The sequence below is a fragment of the Dokdonia sp. R86516 genome (genome assembly GCF_044596715.1).
Taxonomy (GTDB): domain Bacteria; phylum Bacteroidota; class Bacteroidia; order Flavobacteriales; family Flavobacteriaceae; genus Dokdonia.
On the sequence record NZ_CP138998.1, the window covers coordinates 1,600,679 to 1,625,870 of the forward strand.

Consider the following 25,192-nt stretch of genomic DNA (forward strand, 5'->3'; position numbering starts at 1 on the left):
GCATTGATATTAAACAAATAGTTCTTGCTTTTCTGCCCATTCTGTCCATGAGCCGTCATAAACACTACGCTCTTTATCTGAAATTAAAGCGAAAGCAAATAAAATAATACAGGCTGTAATTCCAGAACCACAGCTAAAAATAATAGGCGTGTCTGCAAGATTAAGATTGTCGAAAGTGAGTTTTAATTCTTTCTTAGACTTGAACTTTCTATTATCTAAAACTTCTGTATACGGTAAGTTTAAGGAGTTTTTAATGTGGCCGCTTTGTATATGAGTTCTCGGTTCTGGATCAGTTCCATTAAACCTACCGCTAGATCGGGCATCAATGAGTTGGCAGTTTGAGGTGTTGATGTTTTCAACTATTTGAGCGTAGGTTTTAATAGCAGACTCATCAAGATGAGCCTTAAAATTGCCTGTAGGTTTTTTTACTTCAATAATTGTTGTAACCGGAAAATTATTTGTTATCCATTCTGGAAGGCCACCGTCTAAAACAGATACATTGTGATGCCCCATTGTTTTGAACATCCACCACACGCGCGGACTGGTAAAAATCCCTTTGTCATCATATATGATAATATGACTATCGGTATTTATGCCGAGGGCTTGGCATTCTTTTTCAAACTGTGCAGGCTTAGGGAATGTGTTGGGGAAGCCACTTTGTGTATCGCTAAAAGTGTTTTTAATATCAAAATGTTGCGCGCCTTGTATGTTTGCGGTAGTATTAAAATGAGCGCTTGCATCTAGTAATACGATATTATCACCACTAAAATGTTGCCTAAGCCACTGTACTGAAACTAATTGATCTACCATAATTATTCTGTTACTGAACTACAATCTCGTCTATAAATACCCAGCTCTTTCCTTTATGTGGGAAGCCTAAATGCCACTCTGGAAGATCTCCTAAGGTCTTTGCAATAAGTTTTATAAAGCGCCCTTGTGTAGCTTGCTTTTCACCAGTTATATTTTTAATTGCAATATTCTCATCGGGAGCAGCAGCATCAATCTGCTCTTGGTGATAGACTTCAAAATTTTCGCCGTCCAGAGATGTTAGTAATGTTACTTCTGTAGGATAGAAAATCCAGCTGCGTTGATCTTGTAAAAATGCAGTTTCAATACTGCTTATGCTTAGTACTTTACCTAAGTCTAGCGTAGCTACTACATCTTGAGCATTATAACCCTGCCATGTGCCTGAACGGAATTCTTTTACTCCCCTCACACCATCTATCAATGCATTATTTCCGCCAGCGTTATAAGCATTTGCGTATGTTGCATCTAGTGTGAGGCTATAGTTCTCATTTATTTTAAAAAGTGGTGACTCAATGGTAGCACTTTGTCCATGACGACCCTTTGCGTAGGTGCGCAACGTATTATGATTTTTGACTTTAAAAGGTTTTCTATACTTTTTAAAATTGTTGCCATCTTCTTCTAATGCGTAAAAAATATCCGCATTTTTATCTGTGGTAGCGAGTGTGATTTCGGTCGCTTTTTTAAAGTTGGCTTCTCCTTTTGCTATGAAGGGTGCTGCAGTAAATTTATTGTCTATAATACTCGTTTTGGGACTGTGAGCAGGGTGTTTAGCCCATCGGGAATGAGAGGCCGCCATATTAAAAATGAGTTCGCCGCCATCCATAATATCTTTATGCTTCAAGTACGAGTATGGGTAAGCCTTATCATCCATAAAGGCACTTTCTATATGTATATTTTCTTCAGAGAGGTTTTCTGCAACAATGGTAAAACTATTGTCATTTTCTAAACGTATAGTTGCCTTATCAAATAAAGGAGTACCAATAACATATTCATTACTTCCTGGGGTTACAGGATAAAAGCCTAAAGAGCTTAGAACGTACCACGCACTCATTTGACCACAATCTTCGTTACCAGAAATACCATCTGGAGAATTGGTGTACAATGTAGTAAGGATCTCGTGCACACGCTTTTGAGTTTTCCAGGGCTTCTGGATGTAGTTGTATAAATATACCATGTGATGACTAGGTTCATTGCCATGTGCATATTGTCCTATCAATCCTGTGATATCTTGCTGGTGACGACCAGAAGTTGTAGTCTCTGCTGTAAATAGTGTGTCTAGTTTTCTTTCAAAAGCCTTGCTTCCTCCAGATAAGTGAATAAGACCACTTATGTCTTGAGGTGCATATAGACTATATTGCCAGGCATTTGCTTCTGTATAATTAAAATTTACTTCAAACGGATCAAAAGGGGAGAACCATGTGTTGCGCATGCGACCTCTCATAAAACCAGATGAAGGATCATATACATTTTTATAAGACTGTGCGCGCTTTGTAAATTCTTGATAGATCTCTTCATTACCCATCTCTTGAGCCATTTGAGCGATGGTCCAGTCGTCATAAGCATATTCTAGTGTCTTTGACACAGACTCTGCTTCGTCATTTGCGGGTATAAAACCGTACTTCTTGTAAGAAGCAAGGCCAAGTTTTTCTTGCGAGGCACTATGAAGCATGGCTTCAAAAGCTTTATCTACATCATAATCACGTATTCCTTTTAGGTAGGCATCTGCGATTACGGGGACTGCATGGTAGCCTATCATACAGCCAGTATAGTTGCTAGCTAGATCCCAGATGGGCATAATGCCGCCTTCCTCATATTTAGCAAGAAAGGTGTTTATAAAATCGTTTGTTCGTTCTTCTTCTATGATGGTATATAAGGGATGCGCTGCGCGATACGTATCCCACAATGAGAAAACTGTATAGTAATCAAAAGCGTCTGTTTTGTGAATTTCTAGATCCATACCTCGGTAGCGGCCATCTACATCTTGATAAAGATTAGGCGCGAGCATGGTGTGGTACAGCGAAGTGTAAAAATTAGTTTTGTAATCTGAGTTTTCACTTTCTACAATAATTTTTTCTAGCTGACTTTCCCAAGTGCTTTGTGCTTCTTGCTTTACTTGGTCAAAGGTTTTGTTGCCTATTTCGGTTTCTAGGTTTTTTCTCGCCCCAGCTTCATCTACGGCAGATATTCCTATTTTTATAATTATTTCTTCATTCTTGGGATTGTCAAACTGCAATGCAGCTTTGTGCGATGTCGCGCCGTTCTTCGTCCCTTTTGGTTGTTTTAGATATTTGAAATTGTGTGATGTTTTGATGTAATAAAACAGCTTTTGGTTGCTAGCCCAAGCTTTGGAATGTCTATGTCCCGAGAGTTCTGTGCTAGAAAGTGTGTCTATTTTAGTGCTTAGTACTTCATCACGGTGCTCAAGATCTAAAATCACAAAGTTTTTTAAAGAGTCCGCTTTCGCGAAAGCGTACTTATGCACACCGCTACGAGCAGCTACAGTAAGCGCTACGTCTATATTTGAGTTGTCTAGATGTACGCTGTAATATCCTGGTTGTGCTACTTCAGTGTCATGCGTAAAATGATCTCGATAACCAGGTTTTCCATCTGCACCATTATTAAACATTATGGAAGTAGAAGGCATGAGCAAAATATCTCCATAGTCAGAAACTCCCGTTCCGCTTAAGTGTGTATGGCTAAAGCCGTAGATAAACTCATCATCATAGTGATACCCAGAACAGCCGTCCCAACCATCTAATCGTGTGTCTGGGCTAAGTTGCATCATGCCAAAAGGCATGGTCGCCCCAGGGTAGGTATGACCGTGACCACCGGTGCCAATAAATGGATTCACATAGCTTATGAGGTCTTGATCTTTTTGAGCAGGAGTAACCTCCGTAATATGTTCGCAACTAGTGACTGTAAGTAGGAGAAGAAAAAGAGAGAGTAGGTAGCGCATTGATTTGGTGGGTTTGTGTCTAAGATACAGAAAACCCATAATTCTTGATGCCGACTTTAGTTTTAAAACTTGGTGCTTAAAATGGTTTAGTACCTTTAAGGTATGAAATTAGAAATCTGTGCAAATTCCTTTGAGAGTGCGCTGGCTGCTCAAGATGCAGGTGCGCACCGTATTGAGTTATGTCAAGAGCTCTCGCTTGGAGGGATTACTCCTAGTCATGGTTTGATAGAGAAGGTACTGCAAGAACTTGAGATTCCTGTGTTTGTGCTTATAAGACCAAGATCTGGAGATTTTATGTACTCGGAAGCCGAATTTGATGTGATGTCGCGAGATATCGCTTTCGCGAAAGCGCAAGGTGCTCAAGGAATAGTTTCTGGGATATTAAATAGAGACTTTACAATAGACGCGGAGAGGACTAAACAACTTATAGCTGAATGTGGCGAACTGCCCTTCACCTTTCATCGAGCTTTTGATTGGACGCCCGATGTTTTTGAAGCATTAGAGCTACTCATAAATATAGGTGCTACTAGGGTGCTCACCGCTGGAATGAATGCTGATGTGAATGGAGGTTATAAAACCTTGTTGGAATTACAAGCTGCGGCTAGAAATCGTATAGTTATTTTACCTGGCGGAGGAATCTCTATTGATAATGTCATGAAATTTAAGAACGAAGGTTTTAGAGAAGTGCATGGTAGTTTAAGTAGTAGCACGCTTGGGTATAATCATGTTATAAAAATGCACTCGCTAGCAGGTCATGAAAATAACTTACTTCAAACCTCTAATGTTTCCAAAATAAAAGCACTTTTAAGTAGGCTATAAAAAAAGGGTGCAGTTTGTAAACTGCACCCTTTGTTATTATTGCTGTTGATGATTAGTCATTCAACTTAAGAACCGCCATAAACGCTTCTTGTGGGATCTCTACATTACCCACGGCGCGCATACGCTTCTTACCTTTCTTTTGTTTTTCTAGTAGCTTACGCTTACGAGAGATATCTCCACCATAACATTTAGCAGTTACATCCTTACGAAGAGCTTTAACCGTCTCACGAGAGATGATTTTAGCTCCAATAGCTGCTTGTATTGGGATATCAAATTGCTGGCGTGGTATTAACTCTCTTAGTTTTTCACACATACGCTTACCTATATCGTAAGCATTGTCTTGGTGTAATAATGCAGACAGAGCATCTACCGCTTGACCGTTAAGAAGCACGTCAACTTTTACAAGTTTTGATGCGCGTAGACCTATAGGAGAATAATCAAAAGAAGCATATCCTTTTGATACTGTTTTAAGACGATCATAGAAGTCAAAAACAATCTCTGCAAGTGGCATGTCAAAATTAAGCTCTACTCTTTCTGTAGTAAGGTATGTCTGGCTTACAATCTGACCTCTTTTTTCTATACATAAAGACATCACAGGTCCTACAAAATCAGATTTTGTGATGATTGTTGCCTTAATAAATGGTTCTTCTACACGGTTTAATGAAGAAGGCTCAGGAAGATCTGAAGGATTGTTTACTAAAATAATCTCCTCAGGGTTTTTATGAGTAAAGGCATGGTAAGACACGTTAGGTACTGTCGTGATAACCGTCATGTCAAACTCACGCTCAAGACGTTCTTGTATGATCTCTAGGTGAAGCATTCCAAGGAATCCACAACGGAAACCAAAACCTAGTGCAGCCGAACTTTCTGGTTCAAAAACTAGAGAAGCATCATTAAGTTGTAGTTTTTCCATAGAGTTACGAAGCTCTTCGTAGTCCTCTGTGTCCACTGGGTAGATACCTGCAAATACCATTGGTTTTACATCTTCAAAACCTGCAATAGCGTTTTGGGTAGGGTTTTTTGCATCTGTAATAGTATCACCTACTTTTACTTCGCGGGCATCTTTAATACCTGTGATTAAATATCCTACATCTCCTGCTTTAATTTCTTGTTTTGGAGCTTGAGTTAGTTTTAAAGTTCCTACCTCATCCGCCCCGTATGTGTTTCCTGTAGCAACAAATTTGATTTGTTGGTTTTTCTTAATACTTCCATTAATTACACGAAAGTAGGTCTCCACACCACGGAAAGGATTGTAAACACTATCAAATATCAAAGCTTGGAGTGGCTCATCTGGATTTCCTTTTGGTGCAGGAATGCGATCGATTACCGCAGCTAGTATTTCTTTAATTCCAATTCCAGTTTTTGCAGATGCAGGTATGATATCTTCTGGTTCACAACCTAAAAGGTCTACAATATCATCTGTTACTTCTTCTGGATTTGCACTAGGAAGATCTATTTTATTAAGAACTGGTATAATCTCGAGATCATTTTCTAATGCTAAGTAAAGATTTGAGATAGTTTGTGCTTGTATACTTTGAGCAGCATCTACTACTAGTAATGCTCCTTCACAAGCTGCGATACTTCTAGAAACTTCGTATGAAAAGTCTACGTGGCCAGGAGTGTCTATGAGATTAAGAACATAATGCTCTCCTTCATGCACATACTCCATCTGTATAGCATGAGATTTTATTGTAATACCACGCTCACGCTCTAAGTCCATACTGTCTAGCAGCTGTGCTTGAGACTCACGCTTTGTAACCGTAGCAGTCTCATCTAGTAGACGATCTGCAAGTGTACTTTTACCGTGGTCAATATGGGCAATTATGCAAAAATTTCTAATGTTCTTCATAGTCTCTCAAATAGACTGCAAATATACGAGATATGAGGTCATATTGTAACCGTATTGCAGATTAGAATAATTATTATAAAAAAATGTTAAATACATTGTGCTCATTATTAGGTTTGTACCTATTTTTAACAACTTATGACAGAAATTAAGAATTCCCTCATTCTAATAATCATTGTGTTAACGGCGTTTTCCGTTTATTCTCAAGACTTTAACATTAATGGTGAAGTGCAAGATGTTAATGCACAACCTATTCCATTTGCAAACGTGGTTTTGCTTGACGCCGAAAAGGAGATTTTACAAGGTACTATTACAGAAGACAATGGGTCTTTTGTGATTTCTTCCATCAAAGCATCTGAGCAGTATTATATTAAAGTAAGTTTTGTAGGGTATGAAGATGCTACAACTGAGGTGTTTTCCCTTTCGGGAAATAAAACGATTCCTCCAGTTGTTTTACAAGCTAGCCAAGAAAGCCTTGATGAAATTACCATTACGGCCAAGACACCCACTGTTTCTCGTAAAGCAGATAGACTTGTTTTTAATGTGGAAAATAGTATTCTCTCTACAGGAAGTACATTAGATATCTTAAGACGTACTCCAGCTGTGGTGATTACTCAAGGAGGAATAAATGTTAGAAATCAGCCAGTGGCTGTATATCTCAATGATAGAAAAGTACAACTTAGTGTTGAAGAGATACGAAGTTTGCTAGAGAGTCTAGATGGAAATAATATTAAGTCTGTAGAGGTAATTACAAATCCTCCAGCCAAATATGATGCAGAAGGAGGAGCTATTTTAAATATTAATACATCTAAGGCTGTTGCAGCGGGTTATAAAGGAAATGTAAGTGCTACAGGTACGTATGCAATTTACCCTAAGCATACTTTTGGGACCAGTCATTTTTTTAAAAATGACAAAGTGAGTCTGTTTTTTAATTACAGTTACAACCCTCTTAAAGCTACAAAGCAGAGTGATAACTCAATTAATTATTTAAATCAAGGAGTTAGTACGATATGGGATCAAGATTTTGAGCGCAAGACATGGTCTAAGGCACACAATACAAATCTTGTAGTCGATTATGAGGTGAATAAAAAATCACAGCTAAGCTTGTCTGTAATAGGTTTATTCTCTCCAGATGTTTTTGAATTTACAAGAGCTACTACAGATGTGTTATCTACATCACAAGATCCATTTTTTATAAGAACACAGAGTTCTATAGATAGCGATCGTAATAATATTGCTTTTGATTTAAAACATACCTATGCTTTAGAGAAAGGGGAGCTCAGTACTAGTGCGCATTTTACTAGTTTTAATCGCAGTAAACTACAGCGACTGGGGTCTACTTATACAGATCAAAGTAATGATGTGCTCAGTAACGTAAGATTTGCAACAGATGCCACTCAGGATATTGAAATTTTTACAGGGCAAGTAGATTATAATACGAGTTTTGGCAAGGTCCTTTTTGAGTCAGGAGCCAAAGTGGCTATTATAGACTCTCAATCTAAAATTGATTTTTTTGATCTAAACAATGTAGAAAATACCGGACTTGAGCAGGCTCAAAATGATAACTTCTTGTATGATGAAAATGTATACGCTGCATACATTTCGTTTAATAGAGATTGGGAAAAGTGGTCTATTAAAGGCGGTTTAAGAGCTGAGCAAACAAATAGCGTAGGTAACTCAATTGTTTTAAACACAAAGACTGAGCTAGATTACTTAGAACTATTTCCTAGTGCTTATGTGCAATATAGCCCTTTTGAAAATCACAGCTTTGCAATAGATTATTCTCGCAGGTTGGAAAGGCCACGTTACCAAGACCTTAATCCTTTTGCATATTTCATAAATGAGAATAACTTTATAATAGGAAATTCTGGGTTGCAACCATCCTTTAGCCATCAATTCAATGTGAATTATTCATTAAAAGATGAATACTTTTTTGATGTTTACTATAGAGATAATGGAGAGAACATCGTAACGGTAGCTACGCAAGACAACGAGAATCAAGTGCTGAGGTCAGACAGCCAGAATGCATTAGGTAGTAAATCATGGGGGCTAGACTTTAGCCATGGGCGCTCTATAAGTAGCTGGCTTTACACTAGTGTATATCTGAGTGCTTTTCATGAGGAGGATTCATTCTTGATAAACAGGTCTACCAACACTAGCTTTAAAAACGATATAAACGGATTTTATGCTTATATAGGAAACTATCTTACATTAGATAAAGAAGAAACCTTAACGGGTTTTGTGACTTTTGAGTATTTATCTCGCTTTATTGTAGGCTCGTATACGCAAGATGAAACTATTCAATTAGATTTAGGTCTTCGTAAATCGCTATGGAATAAGAGGGCTTCTTTGAGCTTAACGGTGGGTGATATTCTCAATCAAGCAAATGCAGTAGTGTCAGCGAAATATGAAGGGCTCGATAATCAATATTTTCCTGAATTGGAAACTCAGTTTCTTAGAGTTGGGTTCAAATATAATTTTGGAAACTACAAATTGAAAGATAATAATCGTGATTTAGATAAGGCAGAGCGAGATAGAATCAATAATTAAGATAAGTATCCATCGCATATATTATAACAAAACCACTTCAGCGAAGTGGTTTTGTTATTTGGTATTAAATCCGGTTTTCCAGTGCTTCTTGAGTTCTTCATTTTATTCGCTTAGAAAAAGAAAGTACCTTTGCGGTTGTTACGCTTTCGCGAAAGCGTATTTAAAACATAGACCTTTATAATAATACAGTGGTGAGATTTATTACCACTCTTTTTAATACCGAATAATGGCAAAAATAGGAGATATAGATGTAGGGGATTTTCCGCTTTTACTTGCACCTATGGAAGATGTGAGTGATCCGCCTTTCAGAGCGTTATGTAAAGAGCAGGGAGCAGATGTGGTGTATACGGAGTTTATCTCTAGTGAGGGCTTGATAAGAGATGCTGCAAAGAGTGTCATGAAGCTTGATATTTATGAAAAAGAACGCCCTGTCGGGATTCAAATATTTGGTGCTGTCGAAGAGTCTATGCTGCGCAGTATAGAGATTGTAGAGGCGAGTGGCCCAGATATTATAGATATCAACTTTGGGTGTCCCGTAAAAAAGGTGGTTTCAAAAGGAGCAGGAGCGGGAATTTTAAAGGATATTGATTTAATGGTGAGTTTGACCAAGGCGATGGTAAATCATACCAAACTGCCAGTAACGGTAAAAACTCGTCTTGGGTGGGATCACGACAGTATAAAAATAGTGGAGGTTGCAGAGAGATTACAGGATGTAGGTTGTGCTGCCATATCTATTCACGGGCGTACAAGGGCTCAAATGTATAAGGGTGATGCAGACTGGGTTCCTATTGCAGAGGTGAAGAATAATCCTCGTATGCATATTCCAGTGTTTGGTAATGGTGATGTAAATACGCCAGAACGCGCTGTTGAGATGCGTGATAAATATGGACTAGATGGTGCTATGATAGGTCGTGCAAGTATAGGGTATCCTTGGTTTTTTAATGAAGTAAAGCATTTTATGGAGACGGGTACACACAAGGCGCCTCCAACTATGAAAGAACGTATAGAAGCTGCTAGGCGTCACTTGCAAATGTCCATAGATTGGAAAGGTGAAGTACTAGGTGTTTTTGAAACACGAAGACACTATACAAATTACTTTAGAGGGATTCCTCACTTTAAAGAATATCGTATGAAGCTTGTGACATCAGATCAAAGCGAAGATGTTTTTGCAGCACTTGATCTTATAGAAAAGGAATTTGGTGACTACCAGTTCGTTTAAGAATCCTCTATAAGTTTTCTATTTATTCTAGTAGCGGCAAGTCTTGCTGCTAGAAAACCTAGTACTAATATTGTGGCGTATACAAGTACAATATTAACTACCTCAAATTTTACAGGGTAAGGAAGCTCTGCAGTGATAGGTATAAAGCCAAATTGTTGCTGCAGGATTATAAGGATTGCACCTAGTAAAATACCAATGGCGCCTCCTATCACAATCATAAGTGCTCCTTGAGTAAATATTATCTTTCTAATAGTAGGTAATGTCGCTCCTAAGTCGCTGAGTGTTTTGATGTGCTTGCGTTTATCTACAATAATCATAATTAGACTTCCTACGAAGCTAAATAGAGCGATAATAAGTACGAGCGTACATATAAAGTATAAAGCCAGATTCTCTGTATTAAGCATTTTATAAAGAGCATCGTTAAGCTCTATTCTATTCTTAATAATGATATTATCATTAAAAATAGCACTTAACTCATCTCGCAGATTATCTTCATCTGCATTTGGATTAAGTTTAAACTCGATGGTGCTTATTTGATTTACTGGATAATTAAGAAGAGAGCCTACAAAATCAATATTACCAAAAACGTGATCGTTGTCAAGCGCATCTCCTGCTTGAAAGACACCGCTCACCATCGCTTTAGAAGAATTAAAGGCCTGCGTTGGGTCTGTAATCTGACCAGTGCCTGGTTTTGGAGTCATGATAGTCACAAGGCTTCCATAATCTCCTACGTTTATTGAGAGGCGCTTGCGCACGAGAAGTCCCATAGAAACTTCAGGTTCTCCAGGACTAGGCCAGTAGCCTACAAAAATGGTGCTGTCCATTTGAGTGACATCTAGGTAGCGCTCATCTACCCCTTTTAAGAAAGCTAGTGAAGTCCTTCCATCATATTCTAGATATGCACGTTCTTCAATAATTTTAGAATAAGAAGCTACGCCTTTTAAGGAGTTTAGTTGCCGTTCTTGATCTGGAGATAGGGTGATGGTCTTTCCTGAAGCTGGAGCAATTTTTAGATCTGGATCTATAATAGAAGTTATAGATAAATTAAACTCCTTAAGTCCAGAAAACGCAGATAGTACGATAAACAACACAAGCGTTCCTAGTATAATGCTTACTACAGATACTAATGTGATGATATTTACGGCATTGGTGCCGCTTTTTGAAATGAGATATCTTTTTGCAATATAATAGGGAAATTGCATTTATATCTTTTTACGTCGGGCTAGTAGGCTGCGGTCTTCTAGTGGGTTTTCCTCGCGCTTAAGAGATCGTTCAATACCGTCCAGATACTCTAGCGTATCATCTATATAAAATTGTAACTCAGGCATGCGACGTAGTTGGTGGCGTGTGCGTTGAGAGATATTGTGTCTTATAATAGGTTTTACTTGATTTACCTCTTTGAGTATATCAGCTGCTTTGTCGTTAGGGAAAACGCTTAGGTATACTTTGGCAATAGAAAGATCTGTAGGAACTTTTACTTTAGTAACGGACACAATGATGCCTCCCTTACCACTGTCACGTAGTGCGTTCTGAAGAACTTCTGCAAGATCCTTCTGAAGAACTCCTGCTACTTTTTTCTGTCTGTTTGATTCCATAGACTGCAAAAATACGTTTTTTGAATTGTATTACTTTTGTGTAAACAAGTTATCATCGAACTTTACCAATAATAAATGAAGTAATTACGCTTTCGCGAAAGCTAAACTGGGCAACACATTATTACAACAACATAGTTGTGTGTTACAAATTAAATAAACTATGAAAAAAATAGAGCATATAGGGATTGCGGTTAAGGATCTCGAGGCGGGAAATAATTTATACGAGAAGTTACTTGGTGTAGCTCATTATAAAATAGAAGAAGTAGCCTCAGAAGGAGTGCGTACTTCTTTCTTTCAATCTGGGCCTAATAAAATAGAATTATTAGAGGCAACCACAGAGGATGGACCTATTGCTAAATTTTTAGAAAAGACAGGGGAGGGTATACATCACATAGCTTTTGCAGTGGATAATATCGTAGAAGAAATGGAGCGACTAAAAAAAGAAGGCTTTATTTTATTAAATGAAAAACCTAAGAAAGGAGCTGATAATAAGCTGGTTGCCTTTGTGCATCCTAAGACTGCTGGAGGAGTTTTGATAGAATTATGTCAAGAAATAGATAATTTGCAATAAAAACCTTTGGTTAGGTTAAGATTTGTTTTAAATTTGCAGCCGTTTTCAACCTCATCTGAGAAACATAGAAAACAACGGTCCCATAGCTCAGTTGGTTAGAGCATCTGACTCATAATCAGAGGGTCCTTGGTTCGAGCCCAAGTGGGACCACTTTTTTGTTAAGAATACAATATCCATAAACTTTATCGTTTTAGTAAAATATCAACTAGATAATCTGTCTAAGTTGATATTTTATTGTGTTCTTATTTTAAATTAAAATAACAAGTAATTTGTTTGTTATTCCGTTAAAATGCGTATTATTGGTGTCGAAATACACAAACATACCCAACTCGAACTCTTAGAGCTGATAAAGTTGCTTTACAGCCAAAGAGTATTACTTTTGAATTATTATGAGCCCCAATCTCAGAACTTTCATGTTAACTATGCTTCTCTTATTTGTAAGAATGGCTAGCTATGCGCAAGATGGACCTCCGCCTCCAGGTACAAGGACTTCATCATTGCCAGGACTTGTTGCGCCTATAGATGATCATATTATAGTGTTAGTAATTTTAGGTGTTCTTGCAGGTGCTTTTTATGCTTACAAGATTAATAGGGTGAGATCTAATAGCCCTGCGTAAGTCGTTTTACGTATTTTCCTATCACATCAAATTCTAAGTTTACCTCCGTGCCTACGATAAAGTGCTTGAATACAGTGTTTTCGTATGTGTATGGAATAATAGCTACGCTAAAACCTCCTTCTGTAGAGTCTACCACCGTTAAGCTTGTTCCGTTTACAGTAATAGATCCCTTTTCTATAGTGACATTTCCAAGAGAGGTGTCATATTTAAACGTAAACCTCCAGCTTCCATCTTCTTCTTCAATATTAGTACATGTTCCCACTTGGTCTACATGGCCCTGTACAATATGACCGTCAAGACGTGCGCCTAGTTGCATAGCTCGCTCTAGATTAACAGTGTCGTTAGTAGTGAGGCTGTTAAGATTAGTTTTGTCAAGTGTTTCTTGTATGGCGGTAACTTTGTAGGTGTCATCCTTTATGTCAACTACCGTGAGGCAAACACCGTTGTGGGCTACACTTTGGTCAATTTTAAGTTGACTAGTGATGGCGCTTTTTACGGTGTAGTGTATATTTTCTTGGTCTTTTTCAATAGAAACTATGGTAGCAAGATCTTCGATAATACCTGTGAACATGAATGGATTTTATTTGGTTACTTTTGTGTTGTAAAAATACAAAACGCTAGAGGCATCACATGAATAAAGATCAAAAAGTACGTGTAGGGATTTCTATTGGAGATTTAAATGGAATAGGGGCAGAGGTTGTGATAAAGACATTTTCAGAGGTGATGATGTTTGATTTTTGTACTCCTATCATTTTTGCTTCGGCAAAGACACTTTCTTATATCAAGAAGTCTTTGAAGTTGCAGGGGGAGTTTCATGGAATAGACGCTTTCGCGAAAGCGTTAGATAATAAAATAAATGTCTATAATTTATGGAAAGAGCCTGTAGAGATTAAGTGGGGTGAGGCAACTGAAACAGCAGGCGATTATGCTTTGAAATCTTTTGTGGAAGCTACTAAGGCACTTAAAAACGGAGACATAGACGTGCTTGTTACTGCTCCTATTAATAAAGCTAATATTCAGAAAGAAGATTTTGCATTCCCAGGTCACACAGATTATCTAGCTCAAGAGTTAGAGGGAGATGCAATGATGCTTATGATTACAGATACGCTCAAGGTAGGCTTACTTACTGATCATGTAGCTGTAAAAGATGTTGCTAGTGAGATCACGCCAGAGGTGATTGTAAAGAAAGTAAATACATTATATAGTGCTTTAAAGCAGGATTTTGGAGTGGATAGGCCTAAAATAGCATTGCTAGGCATCAATCCTCATGTGGGTGATAATGGAGTGATAGGGGATGATGATGATAAAGTGTTGATACCTACACTTGAAAAAATGCGAGCAAGTGGTCAGTTAGTCTATGGGCCGTATGCAGCAGATAGCTTCTTTGGGTCAGGTAACTATAAAAATTTTGATGCTATTCTTGCTGCTTATCACGATCAGGGATTGATCCCATTTAAGACATTGTCTTTTGGTAAAGGAGTAAATTATACTGCGGGGCTAGATAAAATTCGTACTTCTCCAGATCATGGAACTGCTTACGAGATCGCTGGAAAATCTACGGCAGATGAAGGTTCTTTTAGAGAGGCTGTTTTTTCGGCGGTAAAAATTTTTAATAAAAGGAAGGAATATAAAGAGATTACAAAGGATGTTCTTAGAGTGTCTCCTAGACGTCCTGGTAGAGAGCGGTCAGGTAGGCCGCCTGCAAAGAAGTAAAGTGCTGAAAGATTTTTTTTGGTATTTGTGTAGAATTAAAATAAAATTGAGCTTGTGCTTTGTGATATAAAAAATTATGTATCTTTGCACGCTCCAAATGGCTGATGTGATGAAAGGATTGAAACCATACACCATACAATACGTAGGTTTAAAAGAGGGAGAGCATACATTTGATTACACGATTACAAAATCGTTCTTTGATCTTTTTGAATATGATGACTTTAATGATGCAAACATTGAGGCTACTCTTCTCTTAACAAAGAAGACTACCTTAATGGAGTTTGATTTTAAGATATCAGGAACTATCAATGTAAATTGTGATGTTACAAATGAGCCTTATGATGAGCATGTAGAAGATGATTATACGCTCGTAGTAAAGTTTGGTCATGAGTTTAATGATGATATTGAGGATATTTTAATCTTGCCTTACGGTGAATATGAGGTAAATGTGGCTCAATATATTTATGAGCTTATTATTCTTGCCTTACCTAATAAAAGGGTTCACCCTGGTATTGCAGATGGAACATTACAGTCAGATATATTAGATAAGTTGGAAGAATTAAGTATTCCAGATCAAAAAGTAAAAGAAGAAAAAGAAGATACAGATCCTAGATGGGATTCTTTAAAAAAACTATTAACAGATAAATAAGAGTACGTAATGGCACATCCTAAGAGAAAAATCTCCAAAACAAGAAGAGATAAAAGAAGAACGCATTACAAAGCTGCTATACCACAAATAGCTGTAGATCCAACAACTGGAGAAGCACACCTTTACCATAGAGCACACTGGTTTGAAGGGAAGTTGTACTATAGAGGTCAAGTAGTTATTGATAAGACGGAAGAAGTAGAAGCGTAAGCTTTGCTTTTATAAAATAGAACTCTCACAACGTGAGAGTTTTTTTTATGCTCACAATTGATCAAAAAAAGTTAATTAAAGGCTGGTTTTGATCAATTTTTAGTATTTTTCCCCTCGTTTTTGACTATAATCGTCAATATTCGAAAAAAATCTAACTGAAACAAATGAGTAAAATCTCAGCGGCAATTACAGCTGTAGGCGCTTACGTTCCAGACTATGTCTTGACCAATGAAATCCTGGCAGGTATGGTAGACACTAATGATGAGTGGATCACCTCTCGCACTGGTATTAAAGAACGTAGAATCCTCAAGGAAAAGGGAAAGGGAACATCGTTTCTAGCCGTGAAGGCAGCCCAAGATCTTCTTGCAAAAAGACAACTTGATCCTTCAGAAATTGATATGGTCATAGTTGCTACTGCAACACCAGATATGCCTGTTGCATCCACAGCAGTGTATACTGCAACTCAAATAGGAGCCGTAAATGCCTTTGCATTTGACCTTTCGGCGGCTTGCTCTAGTTTCCTTTATGGGATGTCTACAGCAGCGAGTTATATTGAGTCTGGTCGTTACAAAAAAGTACTTCTTATCGGGGCAGATAAAATGTCCTCTATTATAGACTATACAGATAGAACTACCTGTATCATCTTTGGTGATGGTGCTGGGGCTGTCTTGTTTGAGCCCAATGAAGAAGGGTTAGGATTACAAGATGAGTTATTGCGATCTGATGGAATAGGTAGAGAGTTCTTAAAGATTGAGGCTGGAGGAAGTATACTACCTACCTCACAAGAAACGGTCGATAATAAGCAACACACAGTTTTTCAAGATGGAAAGACTGTTTTTAAATTTGCAGTGTCTAATATGGCAGATGTAAGTGATAAAATAATGAAACGTAATAACCTTACTGGAGATGACGTAGATTATCTTATCGCGCATCAAGCAAATAAGCGTATCATAGACGCTACCTCAAGGCGAATGGGTCTTGATGATGACAAAGTACTTATAAACATACATAGGTATGGAAATACCACATCAGCTACCTTACCTTTGCTGATGAGTGATTACGAAAACCAACTAAAAAAAGGAGATAATATTGTATTTGCTGCCTTTGGCGGCGGATTCACTTGGGGTTCTATTTACTTCAAGTGGGCATATGACTCCAACTAAAACTAAACAAGCTAAATTCAAACACTTATGGATTTAAAAGAAATTCAAAACCTGATCAGATTTGTTGCAAAGTCTGGCGCGAGCGAAGTAAAACTTGAGATGGATGACGTAAAAATCACTATCAAGACTGGCGAAGATGATAAGGCACCTACTACTTTTGTACAGCAAATGCCTGCAATGCAGATGGCACCACAGGCGCCAGCTCCTGCAGCACCTGCTCCTGCTGCCGCAGCACCAGTTGCACCAGCAGCTCCAGCTGAAGACGAAAACTCAAAATATATCACTATAAAGTCTCCTATAATTGGAACTTTCTATAGAAAGCCTGCACCAGACAAGCCTATGTTTGTTGAGGTAGGAAAACAAATCTCAGAAGGAGATGTCCTTTGTGTTATTGAAGCGATGAAGCTTTTTAACGAGATCGAAAGTGAAGTATCTGGAACAATCGTAAAGATTCTTGTAGACGATTCTTCTCCTGTAGAGTTTGATCAACCATTATTCTTGGTAGATCCATCATAATCCCTTGCGGGTATTTTAATCATTGAGGAGGTATTGGGGTAGTACGCTTTCGCGAAAGCGTAATTTTACTACTCAACAGTACGTACCACAATAAAAAATAAACACTATGTTTAAAAAGATACTTATAGCAAATCGTGGTGAGATTGCACTTCGTGTAATACGCACATGTAAGGAGATGGGCATCAAAACTGTTGCTGTTTACTCTACTGCAGATCGTGAGAGTTTACACGTAAAATTTGCAGATGAAGCCGTTTGTATAGGCCCAGCACCTAGTAATGAGTCATACCTTAAAATGTCTAACGTAATTGCTGCTGCTGAGATTACAAATGCAGATGCAATTCACCCAGGATATGGTTTCTTATCTGAAAATGCTAAGTTTTCAAAAATATGTGAGGAGCACGATATCAAATTTATAGGAGCATCTGCAGAGATGATTTCTAAAATGGGAGACAAAGCTACAGCAAAAGAAACAATGAAAGCCGCAGGAGTACCTTGTGTACCTGGATCTGACGGGATTATTGCAGATTTTGAAGAGTGTAAGAAACTAGCTATTGAGACTGGTTACCCAGTAATGCTTAAAGCTACTGCCGGTGGTGGTGGTAAAGGTATGCGTGCCGTGTGGAAAGAAGAAGACCTTCTTAAAGCTTGGGAAGGAGCTCGTCAAGAAAGTGCTGCTGCATTTGGAAATGACGGGATGTATATGGAAAAGCTTATTGAAGAGCCACGCCATATCGAGATCCAGATTGTAGGAGATAGTAATGGTAAAGCATGCCACCTATCTGAAAGAGATTGTTCTGTACAAAGACGTCACCAAAAACTTACAGAAGAAACACCGTCACCATTTATGACGGACGACCTACGTGAGCGTATGGGAGATGCTGCTGTAAAAGCTGCCGAATTTATTAAGTATGAAGGAGCAGGTACGGTAGAGTTTCTAGTAGATAAGCATCGTAACTTCTACTTTATGGAGATGAATACTCGTATCCAAGTAGAGCACCCTATTACAGAGCAAGTGGTAGATTACGATTTGATCCGTGAGCAAATACTTGTTGCTGCAGGTGTACCAGTTTCTGGTAAGAATTACTACCCACAACTGCACTCAATAGAATGTCGTATTAACGCAGAAGATCCATATAATGACTTTAGACCGTCACCTGGACGTATTACAAACTTACATGCACCAGGCGGTCATGGAGTTCGTATAGATACGCACGTTTATAGTGGTTATATGATTCCTCCTAATTATGACTCAATGATTGCAAAGTTGATTACTACTGCGCAAACAAGAGAAGAGGCAATTAATAAAATGAAACGTGCTCTTGATGAGTTTGTGATAGAAGGAATTAAAACTACAATACCTTTCCACAGGCAATTAATGGATCACCCAGATTATATAGCAGGTAATTATACCACGAAGTTTATGGAAGACTTTGTAATGAAGCCAGCAGAACAAGAATAGTTTTTTAAAAAAATCTCGATAGTATTATCGAGATTTTTTTTGATTTAAAGTGTAGCCTTTGATCACCTTAATCCAGCACGCAACATTTTCTTTATAATTACTATCTGCCCAAAATGGTAATGTGAGTGTTCTAGTAAACCTAGTAGATTATGCTCATTACTCCCATATTTTTTTAATACAAATTCTTCCTTTAATTTTTCTTGAGGAAAACTTTTTGCTAGTTGAGCACAGCGATGTATTGATGTATAGAGCTGTTCTTTTTGTGACTGCCAGGCTGTTTCAGTAGTGATTACGGGAGCATCAAAACTTAAAGAATCCTTAGCAAGAAGTGGTTTGCCCTCTAGCACGTCTCCTACTGCACTTATATAATAGTCTATATGAAATACTAGTTGTGCTATGCTATTGACCCCATAGAGGCTTATGTTTGCCTCTTTGATGGAAACATCATCCAAGTGTTGTGACAGGTGAGATCCGGTCAGATTAGGCCCCGTAATGAACTGCTGTAAGTGTTTGCTTAGTAAATGTGAAGTAGTCATCTGTGTAGCTTTCTGACAAGATATTGTTTATTACGCTTTCGCGAAAGCGTACCTACCAAAAGAAGACTTTATTAATCCCCACAATATTAAGTGTGTTAGTCTAAAAGCTTGAACATTTTTTTAAAGAGTGCTTTGTGAAAAACTATACGCTACCCTTCTTTTTGTATGTTCTTCCGTACCATAATAAAACACCTGTTATAGGTAATGTGGCTGTAAGTAAACTTATTAAAAATGCTATAATCTTTCCCGCAATACCTCCTATAGCACCTATATGTATGTCGTAATTCATTCTCTGTATTTTATCTGCCACACTAGCATTTTTATATGTTCCATATATACTTGGAGTGGTTAACTCTTCTAGAGTATGTTGATCAAAAAATCTAAAATCTGCATCATAATAGAGACCCTTACTGTTTGATACTTCCACATATATACTTTCATCTGTAGATTGAGGGTAGTGGAGCTCAAAGGCTTCTGCTTCGGGATTTTCCTTAAGTAATTTTACAATGAGGTTGTCTATAGGTAATAGTCCTACAGAGTCTTGACGACTATTTACGTTATCTGGAATTATAAACTGAACCTCCTTATCTCCACCCGTCGATTTATACACTACATATTTGAGCCAATTGTACGACATCATAGATCCTGTAAAAGCTATAATTAATGCTAAGGAGCAAATGTAAAAACCTACGACTGTGTGCAAATCAAAGTTTTTGCGCTTCCACCTCGTTGTTTTTTTCCAGTCAAAGCGTATGCGTTGTTTAATATTTTTACGCTTTTTAGGAATCCATAAGATAAATCCCGAAATAATTATGGCAATAAATAGTAGTATGGATATACCAACCACTTGCTCTCCCATATCTTTAGGTAACCATAGGCGCATATGTCCTTTGAGTATAAAAGCAAAGAAACCTGTAAGATGATTGTCTACTTGAATAACCTCACCAGAATAAGGGTTGAGAAAGACGCTTTGATAGAATTCTGGTTCAGCATCATAAAATATTACTTCTACAGCGTTACCAGCTTTTTTGAAGACGGTTCCGTGTACTGTGTTTTCTGGAAATACTTCTTGTGCAAGCATCTTTGCCTCGGTGGGAGTAAGAATAGGCAAATCTTGAGGTGTGACCGCTTTATAATCATCATAAAGCTGCTCAATCTCTTCTCTAAAAGCCCAGCAGCACCCTGTAATAGCAACTATAAAAACAACTATACCTGTAGCTAGACCAAGTATTTTATGAATTTGAAATATGATTTTTTTGTTAGTCATTATCAGAGATTTTTAAATAAAAGAGAACACGACCAGATGGTCATATTCTCTTTAGTGGGCTAATTAAAAATTATATGAAATGTTTGCCATTACTGCTCTTGGCGTTTGTGGGTTGATGGTTGTCCAGCCTTTGTAATATTCTTTATTAAAAGCATTATTAACCTTTAGACCTATCCTATATTTATCTGCCTGGTAGAAAATTGAGGCATTTGCAATAACATAACTTGGAAGTGTAAACGTTCCGGTTGATGCATAGTTTATAGCAAGTCGCTCACTTGCTCCATTAAATCCTAATCCCATTCCAAACCCATCTAGAGTTCCTTCTTGAAATTCATAATTTGTCCAGAAGTTATAAAGTGTTTCGGGACCAGCTTCTAGTGGTCTACGGTTGAGAATTTCGGCGTTATCAGATGCTGTGGTTTCACTATCATTATTACTGTATCCGGCTCTTATATTTAATCCTTTTAGCGGATTTGCATTTATTTCAATTTCATAACCACTACTTGTAACTTCTCCGCCTTGAATTTTATTGAATGGCGAGGACGGATCAGTAATCACGAGGTCTTTTACCGTAATGTCATAGTAGCTTAGGGTAGCGTTAAGCTTATTATTAAAAAGGTTTGTTTTTAAACCAAACTCAACTTGATTAGCTTGCTCTGGATCAAAAGTTTGTAGAGTTTGCGGTCCATCTTCTGGATTTCCTACGAGTTGTGGAGCTACGTTTGTAAAACCATTCTGGTAGTTCCCAAATACGGAAAGAACATCTTTTATAGGTTGATATAATAGGCCGAACTTAGGCGAGAGTGTAGTTTGGTTATAGTCATCATTAGGATTTGCCAGATCACCTTCATTATCAAAATGGTCTAATCGTAATCCCACCATAGCAGATAGCGATTCCGTTAGGTTGAGTACATCAGATGCGTATAGACTGTAGATGTGATATTTTGATTTGATGTTACTTACACCTTGAGTTGCAATAGCCGCATCTACTGCAGATGTTGATAACGGAAACGGTGTGTTTTCAACATCTGCCGTAAATGGATTGTCATTATTAATTCCGCCATCTGGAGTTACATTACCATAAAAAGCATAACCTGAGCTATTGTTAGTTTCTGTTGCATTGAAGTAATCAATACCTAATACCACTCTGTTTCTAAGAGATGCTACTTTAAAATCACCTACAAAATTCTGTTGTATATCTGTAGTCTGGGTGTTAGCATTTTGTTTATTGATAAATCGAGAGAATGTGTCATTGCCTAGAATACCAAAGTCAAATAAGTACGAGTAATATCCCTTTGTAGATGTAGCGCTTCTAGATAACAAGGTTTGTGATTGCCATGATTCAGATAACTTATAGTCCATCTCCACCCTATAATTTTGTGTAGGGTTTTCTAAAGTAAGTTCATTACTTGTAAATGACAATTTGTTGTTGTAGCCTAATTCATCAAGATTAGATGCTTGGGTAGGGGCGCTTCTATTTAAGAATAGAAATGTTGGGTTTGTTTGTTCTGCTTGAGTGATTTCTCCATAGAATGAAAATGACAGTTTGTTATTTACCTTATATGATAGAGAAGGAGCAACAAAAAATGATTTTCTAAAACCTGCATCTTGAAAGCTTTGTTCAGTAGTATATGCTGTATTTAGTCTAAAGTATAGATTGTCATCCTTACTTAGAGGAGTGTTAAAATCACCTACAATCTGATTGAGGCCGTAGCTTCCAGAAGTAAAAGATAATTCTCCACCAGTCCCTGCGTATGGTTTTTTAGTAACTACATTTATAAGGCCTCCATAGGAACTTACTGCATTGCCAAAAAGTGTAGCAGAGGGACCTTTTAAGACTTCTATGCGCTCTATGTTTGCGGGGTTTATAGTTCCATTTGTAAGACCTGGTAATCCATTAACTAACTGTGGTTGCACAGAAAAACCTCGTAAGGAAAAATACCCTGCACCATCACCACCACGTCCTGTAGAAGTCCATAACTGTTCGACACCTGTTGCATTTTTAAGGGCATCGTCAAAGTTTGTGATTACTTGAGACTTTAATAAATCATTTGTGATAGTGCTATATACTTGCGTGTTTTCAATGTCCTTTAAAGGTAGTTTTGCAACGTAAGCGGTTTTCTTCCTTGAAAATTTATTACGTCGTTCTCCTTCTAAAATCACTTCAGATAGGATTTCGTTTCCTTCATACAGCGTGATTGTGTCCAAGGTAGTACGTAGATTATTTGCTACTGTTACTGTAAATTTTTTTGTTTTAAAACCTAGATATGAGATTGTAAGAACATGAGTTCCATCACTCACATTTTTAATAATAAATGTTCCATCATTTCCTGTTTGTGTCCCTTGTTTTGATGTGTTGAGGGTAGCATTAACACCGTATAGATGAGATTGATTTGCATCTACAACAGTGGCGGTGATGGAGCCTTGTTGAGCAATAGCCATATTTGTAAGCAATATGAGGCTTAAGATTGGTAAAAATTGTTTCATTGTTTTTATTTAGACTTAATATAAATAGTAAATTTGATGCAAACATATCCATGTCTTTTTAAATGACCAAATTATTTATAATAATTCTAAATAGTTTTTTTAGCGTCGATTTATAATCGATGCTTTATAGAGTAGTTTTAAAAGTTTACTAGCAATGATTTGAGTCCAGAATTGTGTAGAGCAAGTAAAAATTATCCTCCAGAATATCAAGATTATGGCATCAAGAATTTGTGTTACAAAATTGCCCGCCACTATTAAGAGTAGGCGGTGATCAAGAAATATGCGCTCATAAATTACTTATTGAATAAGCTTAAAGCGAAAATGTTATAGTGTGCGTAAGATTTTTTCCATAGAACGACCTCTGGCTAGTTCATCAACTAGTTTGTCAAGGTATCTAACTTGTCGAGTAAGATCGTTCTCTATTTCTTCAATACGATAACCGCAAATAACTCCTTTGATAAGCTGAGCATTAGGATGAAGTGATGCATTTTTAAAAAATGTAGTAAACGTTGTTTTTGTGTTTATATGCTCGTCAAGCTCAGATTTGCTATATCCCGTTAACCACATAATTACCTTATGCAACTCTTCTTTAGTCCTACCTTTTTTCTCCACTTTAGCAACATAGTGAGGATACACAGATGAAAACGTCATGATTGCTATACGGTTATTATGTGCAGGTGTAGTTTTCATAATTTGCCGGAGATTTGAAAAAATATTAAAGAAGATTTGAAAATTTACATTACTGATACAACATATACCGTGGAGGTACTAAGCCATTAAGTCTTAATGCAACTAGCATTTGTGCCCTGTGATGGGTTATGTGATCTGTAAGGATAAGTAACACTTGGCGCTTTGTGCGTTGCAAATTGCCGTAGGCTACTGTGTCATTTAATTTGGTTGTATCAAGCTCTTGGATTAATTTGACGGTGTGTTCAAAAGTCTTGTTTACAGCAGCGATCATTTCCTCCTTAGTTTTGGAAGCAACTTTAAGTTCGTTATCTGTCTCCCAATTTCTTGCTGGACGACCATTCAAAAGTGATTCGCTATGCCAATCCATTGCCCATGCAATGTGCATTAGATTTTCTTCAAAACTGCTAGATTCAGGCGTCACTCTGTAGCTGTAGTTCTCACTGGGCATTGCTTCTGCAACGAGATTGAGATATTTTTGGGAGTTTTCTAAACGCTGTATATAGTCATTTATGAAATTAGTTTCTTGAGCATATAACAAGGTGTCGCTGGCACTAAAACATAAAATGATTGATAAGATAAAAAGTTGTCTCATAGTATTCACTCTTTTCTACAATATAACCACCAGTTCATATCCCTAGTGACCTCAAATCCTAATCTTTTATATAATGGGATTGCAAGGTTTCCTTTATTGGTATGTAAGATGGGTGTTTTGTTTTCTTTTAAAATCTCTTGAGCGTTGTAAGCAATGAGCTGACTAGCTAGTTTTTGCTTGGTGTAATCTGGATGGGTAACTACTGAGCTTATTTCTACAAACAAATTGGTTTGCATGCGTTGTCCAGCAATAGCAACTAGTTTATCGTTTTTAATAATTCCATAGAAATTGCCCATTTCAAAGCTTCGTTTTTGATAGAAGCCAGGCATTACTAACCATACGAGCTCATAAATCTCATCAATATAAGACTCATCCAATAATATAATCTCTTCTGTGATTGCAACGCCACTTAATTCTTTCAACACCATCTGGCAACCATCAATTTTTCTTTCTAGAACAATCGTTGAGTCATCTACTTGGGGCGTTTGGTTTTCTGAAACAAAGAAGAAATCTTTTCTAGTATTTATATATTCCCTAGAAGCGCTTGCAGTCTTCGCCTCATCAAAGAAAGCCCCAAACGTACATACCGCGGGATTATAAAACAGAACACCATCAAAAGTAACAGCAAACTTTTTATGCGTTTCACGTAAAGAATACCAGACAGGGTTTTCTAATTGTTGAGGTAGGGTTGTCATTATTTTAAATGAGACTATATTATTTTATTATTGATCAATAGTGATTTTGATAGATGGTTACAGCTGAAAATAAAACGATTTTCAAAGATTTTATATCTTTTAAAGATAACATATCAAGCTTTACCTTGAATGAGAATTAGGTTTGATTTTAGGAACTACGTCTACTGTTCATGTTCGTTTAGCTTTGCTAGAAACCCAAAAAAACCACCACAGTTTCCTGAGGTGGTCTTTTGAAATA

23 protein-coding genes and 1 tRNA gene are annotated in these 25,192 nt (G+C 37.4%); 12 read left to right on the plus strand and 12 right to left on the minus strand.

Annotated elements, in window-relative coordinates:
- Positions 1-9: 9 nt before the first annotated feature.
- Complete coding sequence (locus SJY23_RS07305) at positions 10-810, minus strand: sulfurtransferase (RefSeq protein WP_396598026.1); 801 nt, start codon at positions 808-810, stop codon at positions 10-12.
- Positions 811-820: 10 nt separating this feature from the next.
- Positions 821-3,763 carry a GH92 family glycosyl hydrolase gene (locus tag SJY23_RS07310; RefSeq protein WP_396598027.1) on the minus strand — a complete coding sequence of 981 codons (2,943 nt, stop codon included), beginning with the start codon at positions 3,761-3,763 and terminating at the stop codon, positions 821-823.
- A 102-nt stretch (positions 3,764-3,865) separates the two neighbouring features.
- On the opposite strand from SJY23_RS07310, the gene SJY23_RS07315 reads away from it, so the two are divergent.
- Complete coding sequence (locus SJY23_RS07315; protein ID WP_396598028.1) at positions 3,866-4,582, plus strand: copper homeostasis protein CutC; 717 nt, start codon at positions 3,866-3,868, stop codon at positions 4,580-4,582.
- Positions 4,583-4,634: 52 nt separating this feature from the next.
- Here SJY23_RS07315 and lepA read toward each other — a convergent pair whose 3' ends face one another.
- Positions 4,635-6,431 (minus strand): translation elongation factor 4, encoded by a 1,797-nt coding sequence (gene lepA / locus SJY23_RS07320; protein ID WP_035334566.1) that lies wholly within the window; start codon positions 6,429-6,431, stop codon positions 4,635-4,637.
- Between the two features lie 135 nt (positions 6,432-6,566).
- Here lepA and SJY23_RS07325 point away from each other — a divergent pair, with 135 nt between their 5' ends.
- Both SJY23_RS07325 and dusB read left to right on the plus strand, forming a co-directional pair.
- Positions 6,567-8,978: an outer membrane beta-barrel protein gene (locus tag SJY23_RS07325; protein WP_396598029.1), complete on the plus strand. Its 2,412-nt coding sequence runs from the start codon at positions 6,567-6,569 to the stop codon at positions 8,976-8,978.
- A gap of 226 nt (positions 8,979-9,204) precedes the next feature.
- Positions 9,205-10,197, plus strand: coding sequence for a tRNA dihydrouridine synthase DusB (gene dusB, locus SJY23_RS07330; protein ID WP_035334565.1), 993 nt, complete (start codon positions 9,205-9,207; stop codon positions 10,195-10,197).
- On the opposite strand, the gene SJY23_RS07335 is transcribed toward dusB, so the two are convergent.
- Complete coding sequence (locus tag SJY23_RS07335; RefSeq protein ID WP_396598030.1) at positions 10,194-11,399, minus strand: ABC transporter permease; 1,206 nt, start codon at positions 11,397-11,399, stop codon at positions 10,194-10,196. The two genes, dusB and SJY23_RS07335, sit on opposite strands and share 4 nt — an antisense overlap.
- On the minus strand, positions 11,400-11,792 hold the full coding sequence (rbfA, locus tag SJY23_RS07340) for a 30S ribosome-binding factor RbfA (protein WP_035334563.1): 393 nt from the start codon (positions 11,790-11,792) through the stop codon (positions 11,400-11,402). It abuts the gene before it with no gap.
- A 160-nt stretch (positions 11,793-11,952) separates the two neighbouring features.
- Between rbfA and mce the strand changes: the two genes are divergently transcribed.
- The 3 genes from mce (at position 11,953) to SJY23_RS07355 (ending at position 12,980) form a co-directional block, all read left to right on the plus strand.
- Complete coding sequence (gene mce, locus SJY23_RS07345) at positions 11,953-12,363, plus strand: methylmalonyl-CoA epimerase (RefSeq protein ID WP_396598031.1); 411 nt, start codon at positions 11,953-11,955, stop codon at positions 12,361-12,363.
- Positions 12,364-12,439: 76 nt separating this feature from the next.
- Positions 12,440-12,513: transfer RNA gene (locus tag SJY23_RS07350), tRNA-Ile, on the plus strand.
- Between the two features lie 272 nt (positions 12,514-12,785).
- On the plus strand, positions 12,786-12,980 hold the full coding sequence (locus SJY23_RS07355) for a hypothetical protein (protein WP_396598032.1): 195 nt from the start codon (positions 12,786-12,788) through the stop codon (positions 12,978-12,980).
- Here the strand turns inward: SJY23_RS07355 and SJY23_RS07360 are convergent.
- Positions 12,964-13,551: a riboflavin synthase gene (locus SJY23_RS07360; RefSeq protein ID WP_396598033.1), complete on the minus strand. Its 588-nt coding sequence runs from the start codon at positions 13,549-13,551 to the stop codon at positions 12,964-12,966. The genes SJY23_RS07355 and SJY23_RS07360 overlap by 17 nt on opposite strands.
- 59 nt (positions 13,552-13,610) lie before the next feature.
- Between SJY23_RS07360 and pdxA the strand changes: the two genes are divergently transcribed.
- The 6 genes from pdxA (at position 13,611) to accC (ending at position 18,687) form a co-directional block, all read left to right on the plus strand.
- A complete protein-coding gene (gene pdxA, locus SJY23_RS07365; RefSeq protein ID WP_396598034.1) occupies positions 13,611-14,693 on the plus strand; it encodes a 4-hydroxythreonine-4-phosphate dehydrogenase PdxA in 1,083 nt (360 codons plus the stop codon).
- Between the two features lie 109 nt (positions 14,694-14,802).
- Positions 14,803-15,342, plus strand: a complete 540-nt coding sequence (locus SJY23_RS07370) for a DUF177 domain-containing protein (protein ID WP_035337895.1) — start codon at positions 14,803-14,805, stop codon at positions 15,340-15,342.
- A gap of 9 nt (positions 15,343-15,351) precedes the next feature.
- On the plus strand, positions 15,352-15,549 hold the full coding sequence (gene rpmF, locus SJY23_RS07375; protein ID WP_013750156.1) for a 50S ribosomal protein L32: 198 nt from the start codon (positions 15,352-15,354) through the stop codon (positions 15,547-15,549).
- A 164-nt stretch (positions 15,550-15,713) separates the two neighbouring features.
- Positions 15,714-16,712, plus strand: coding sequence for a beta-ketoacyl-ACP synthase III (locus SJY23_RS07380; RefSeq protein ID WP_035334559.1), 999 nt, complete (start codon positions 15,714-15,716; stop codon positions 16,710-16,712).
- 27 nt (positions 16,713-16,739) lie between these two features.
- Positions 16,740-17,228 (plus strand): acetyl-CoA carboxylase biotin carboxyl carrier protein, encoded by a 489-nt coding sequence (gene accB, locus SJY23_RS07385; protein ID WP_035334558.1) that lies wholly within the window; start codon positions 16,740-16,742, stop codon positions 17,226-17,228.
- Between the two features lie 106 nt (positions 17,229-17,334).
- A complete protein-coding gene (gene accC / locus SJY23_RS07390) occupies positions 17,335-18,687 on the plus strand; it encodes an acetyl-CoA carboxylase biotin carboxylase subunit (RefSeq protein WP_396598035.1) in 1,353 nt (450 codons plus the stop codon).
- A gap of 62 nt (positions 18,688-18,749) precedes the next feature.
- On the opposite strand, the gene SJY23_RS07395 is transcribed toward accC, so the two are convergent.
- From SJY23_RS07395 to SJY23_RS07420, 6 genes are all read right to left on the minus strand, one after another.
- On the minus strand, positions 18,750-19,223 hold the full coding sequence (locus SJY23_RS07395) for a DUF1572 domain-containing protein (RefSeq protein WP_396598036.1): 474 nt from the start codon (positions 19,221-19,223) through the stop codon (positions 18,750-18,752).
- 142 nt (positions 19,224-19,365) lie between these two features.
- Entirely contained in the window at positions 19,366-20,490 is a 1,125-nt protein-coding gene (locus SJY23_RS07400) for a PepSY-associated TM helix domain-containing protein (protein ID WP_396598037.1), read from the minus strand.
- 63 nt (positions 20,491-20,553) lie between these two features.
- Complete coding sequence (locus tag SJY23_RS07405) at positions 20,554-22,977, minus strand: TonB-dependent siderophore receptor (RefSeq protein WP_396598038.1); 2,424 nt, start codon at positions 22,975-22,977, stop codon at positions 20,554-20,556.
- A 324-nt stretch (positions 22,978-23,301) separates the two neighbouring features.
- Positions 23,302-23,667 (minus strand): DUF2200 domain-containing protein, encoded by a 366-nt coding sequence (locus tag SJY23_RS07410; protein WP_035334553.1) that lies wholly within the window; start codon positions 23,665-23,667, stop codon positions 23,302-23,304.
- 49 nt (positions 23,668-23,716) lie between these two features.
- The gene (locus tag SJY23_RS07415) at positions 23,717-24,259 is read right to left on the minus strand and encodes a DinB family protein (RefSeq protein WP_396598039.1); all 543 of its coding nucleotides are present in this window, start codon (positions 24,257-24,259) and stop codon (positions 23,717-23,719) included.
- 5 nt (positions 24,260-24,264) lie between these two features.
- Positions 24,265-24,954: a GNAT family N-acetyltransferase gene (locus SJY23_RS07420; RefSeq protein WP_396598040.1), complete on the minus strand. Its 690-nt coding sequence runs from the start codon at positions 24,952-24,954 to the stop codon at positions 24,265-24,267.
- Positions 24,955-25,192: the final 238 nt, after the last annotated feature.

Coding starts and splice junctions, on each gene's coding strand:
- SJY23_RS07305 (WP_396598026.1), bottom strand. CDS start 810: ATGGTAGATCAATTAGTTTCAGTACAGTGGCTTAGGCAACATTTTAGT.
- SJY23_RS07310 (WP_396598027.1), bottom strand. CDS start 3,763: ATGCGCTACCTACTCTCTCTTTTTCTTCTCCTACTTACAGTCACTAGT.
- SJY23_RS07315 (WP_396598028.1), top strand. CDS start 3,866: ATGAAATTAGAAATCTGTGCAAATTCCTTTGAGAGTGCGCTGGCTGCT.
- lepA (WP_035334566.1), bottom strand. CDS start 6,431: ATGAAGAACATTAGAAATTTTTGCATAATTGCCCATATTGACCACGGT.
- SJY23_RS07325 (WP_396598029.1), top strand. CDS start 6,567: ATGACAGAAATTAAGAATTCCCTCATTCTAATAATCATTGTGTTAACG.
- dusB (WP_035334565.1), top strand. CDS start 9,205: ATGGCAAAAATAGGAGATATAGATGTAGGGGATTTTCCGCTTTTACTT.
- SJY23_RS07335 (WP_396598030.1), bottom strand. CDS start 11,399: ATGCAATTTCCCTATTATATTGCAAAAAGATATCTCATTTCAAAAAGC.
- rbfA (WP_035334563.1), bottom strand. CDS start 11,792: ATGGAATCAAACAGACAGAAAAAAGTAGCAGGAGTTCTTCAGAAGGAT.
- mce (WP_396598031.1), top strand. CDS start 11,953: ATGAAAAAAATAGAGCATATAGGGATTGCGGTTAAGGATCTCGAGGCG.
- SJY23_RS07355 (WP_396598032.1), top strand. CDS start 12,786: ATGCTTCTCTTATTTGTAAGAATGGCTAGCTATGCGCAAGATGGACCT.
- SJY23_RS07360 (WP_396598033.1), bottom strand. CDS start 13,551: ATGTTCACAGGTATTATCGAAGATCTTGCTACCATAGTTTCTATTGAA.
- pdxA (WP_396598034.1), top strand. CDS start 13,611: ATGAATAAAGATCAAAAAGTACGTGTAGGGATTTCTATTGGAGATTTA.
- SJY23_RS07370 (WP_035337895.1), top strand. CDS start 14,803: ATGAAAGGATTGAAACCATACACCATACAATACGTAGGTTTAAAAGAG.
- rpmF (WP_013750156.1), top strand. CDS start 15,352: ATGGCACATCCTAAGAGAAAAATCTCCAAAACAAGAAGAGATAAAAGA.
- SJY23_RS07380 (WP_035334559.1), top strand. CDS start 15,714: ATGAGTAAAATCTCAGCGGCAATTACAGCTGTAGGCGCTTACGTTCCA.
- accB (WP_035334558.1), top strand. CDS start 16,740: ATGGATTTAAAAGAAATTCAAAACCTGATCAGATTTGTTGCAAAGTCT.
- accC (WP_396598035.1), top strand. CDS start 17,335: ATGTTTAAAAAGATACTTATAGCAAATCGTGGTGAGATTGCACTTCGT.
- SJY23_RS07395 (WP_396598036.1), bottom strand. CDS start 19,223: ATGACTACTTCACATTTACTAAGCAAACACTTACAGCAGTTCATTACG.
- SJY23_RS07400 (WP_396598037.1), bottom strand. CDS start 20,490: ATGACTAACAAAAAAATCATATTTCAAATTCATAAAATACTTGGTCTA.
- SJY23_RS07405 (WP_396598038.1), bottom strand. CDS start 22,977: ATGAAACAATTTTTACCAATCTTAAGCCTCATATTGCTTACAAATATG.
- SJY23_RS07410 (WP_035334553.1), bottom strand. CDS start 23,667: ATGAAAACTACACCTGCACATAATAACCGTATAGCAATCATGACGTTT.
- SJY23_RS07415 (WP_396598039.1), bottom strand. CDS start 24,259: ATGAGACAACTTTTTATCTTATCAATCATTTTATGTTTTAGTGCCAGC.
- SJY23_RS07420 (WP_396598040.1), bottom strand. CDS start 24,954: ATGACAACCCTACCTCAACAATTAGAAAACCCTGTCTGGTATTCTTTA.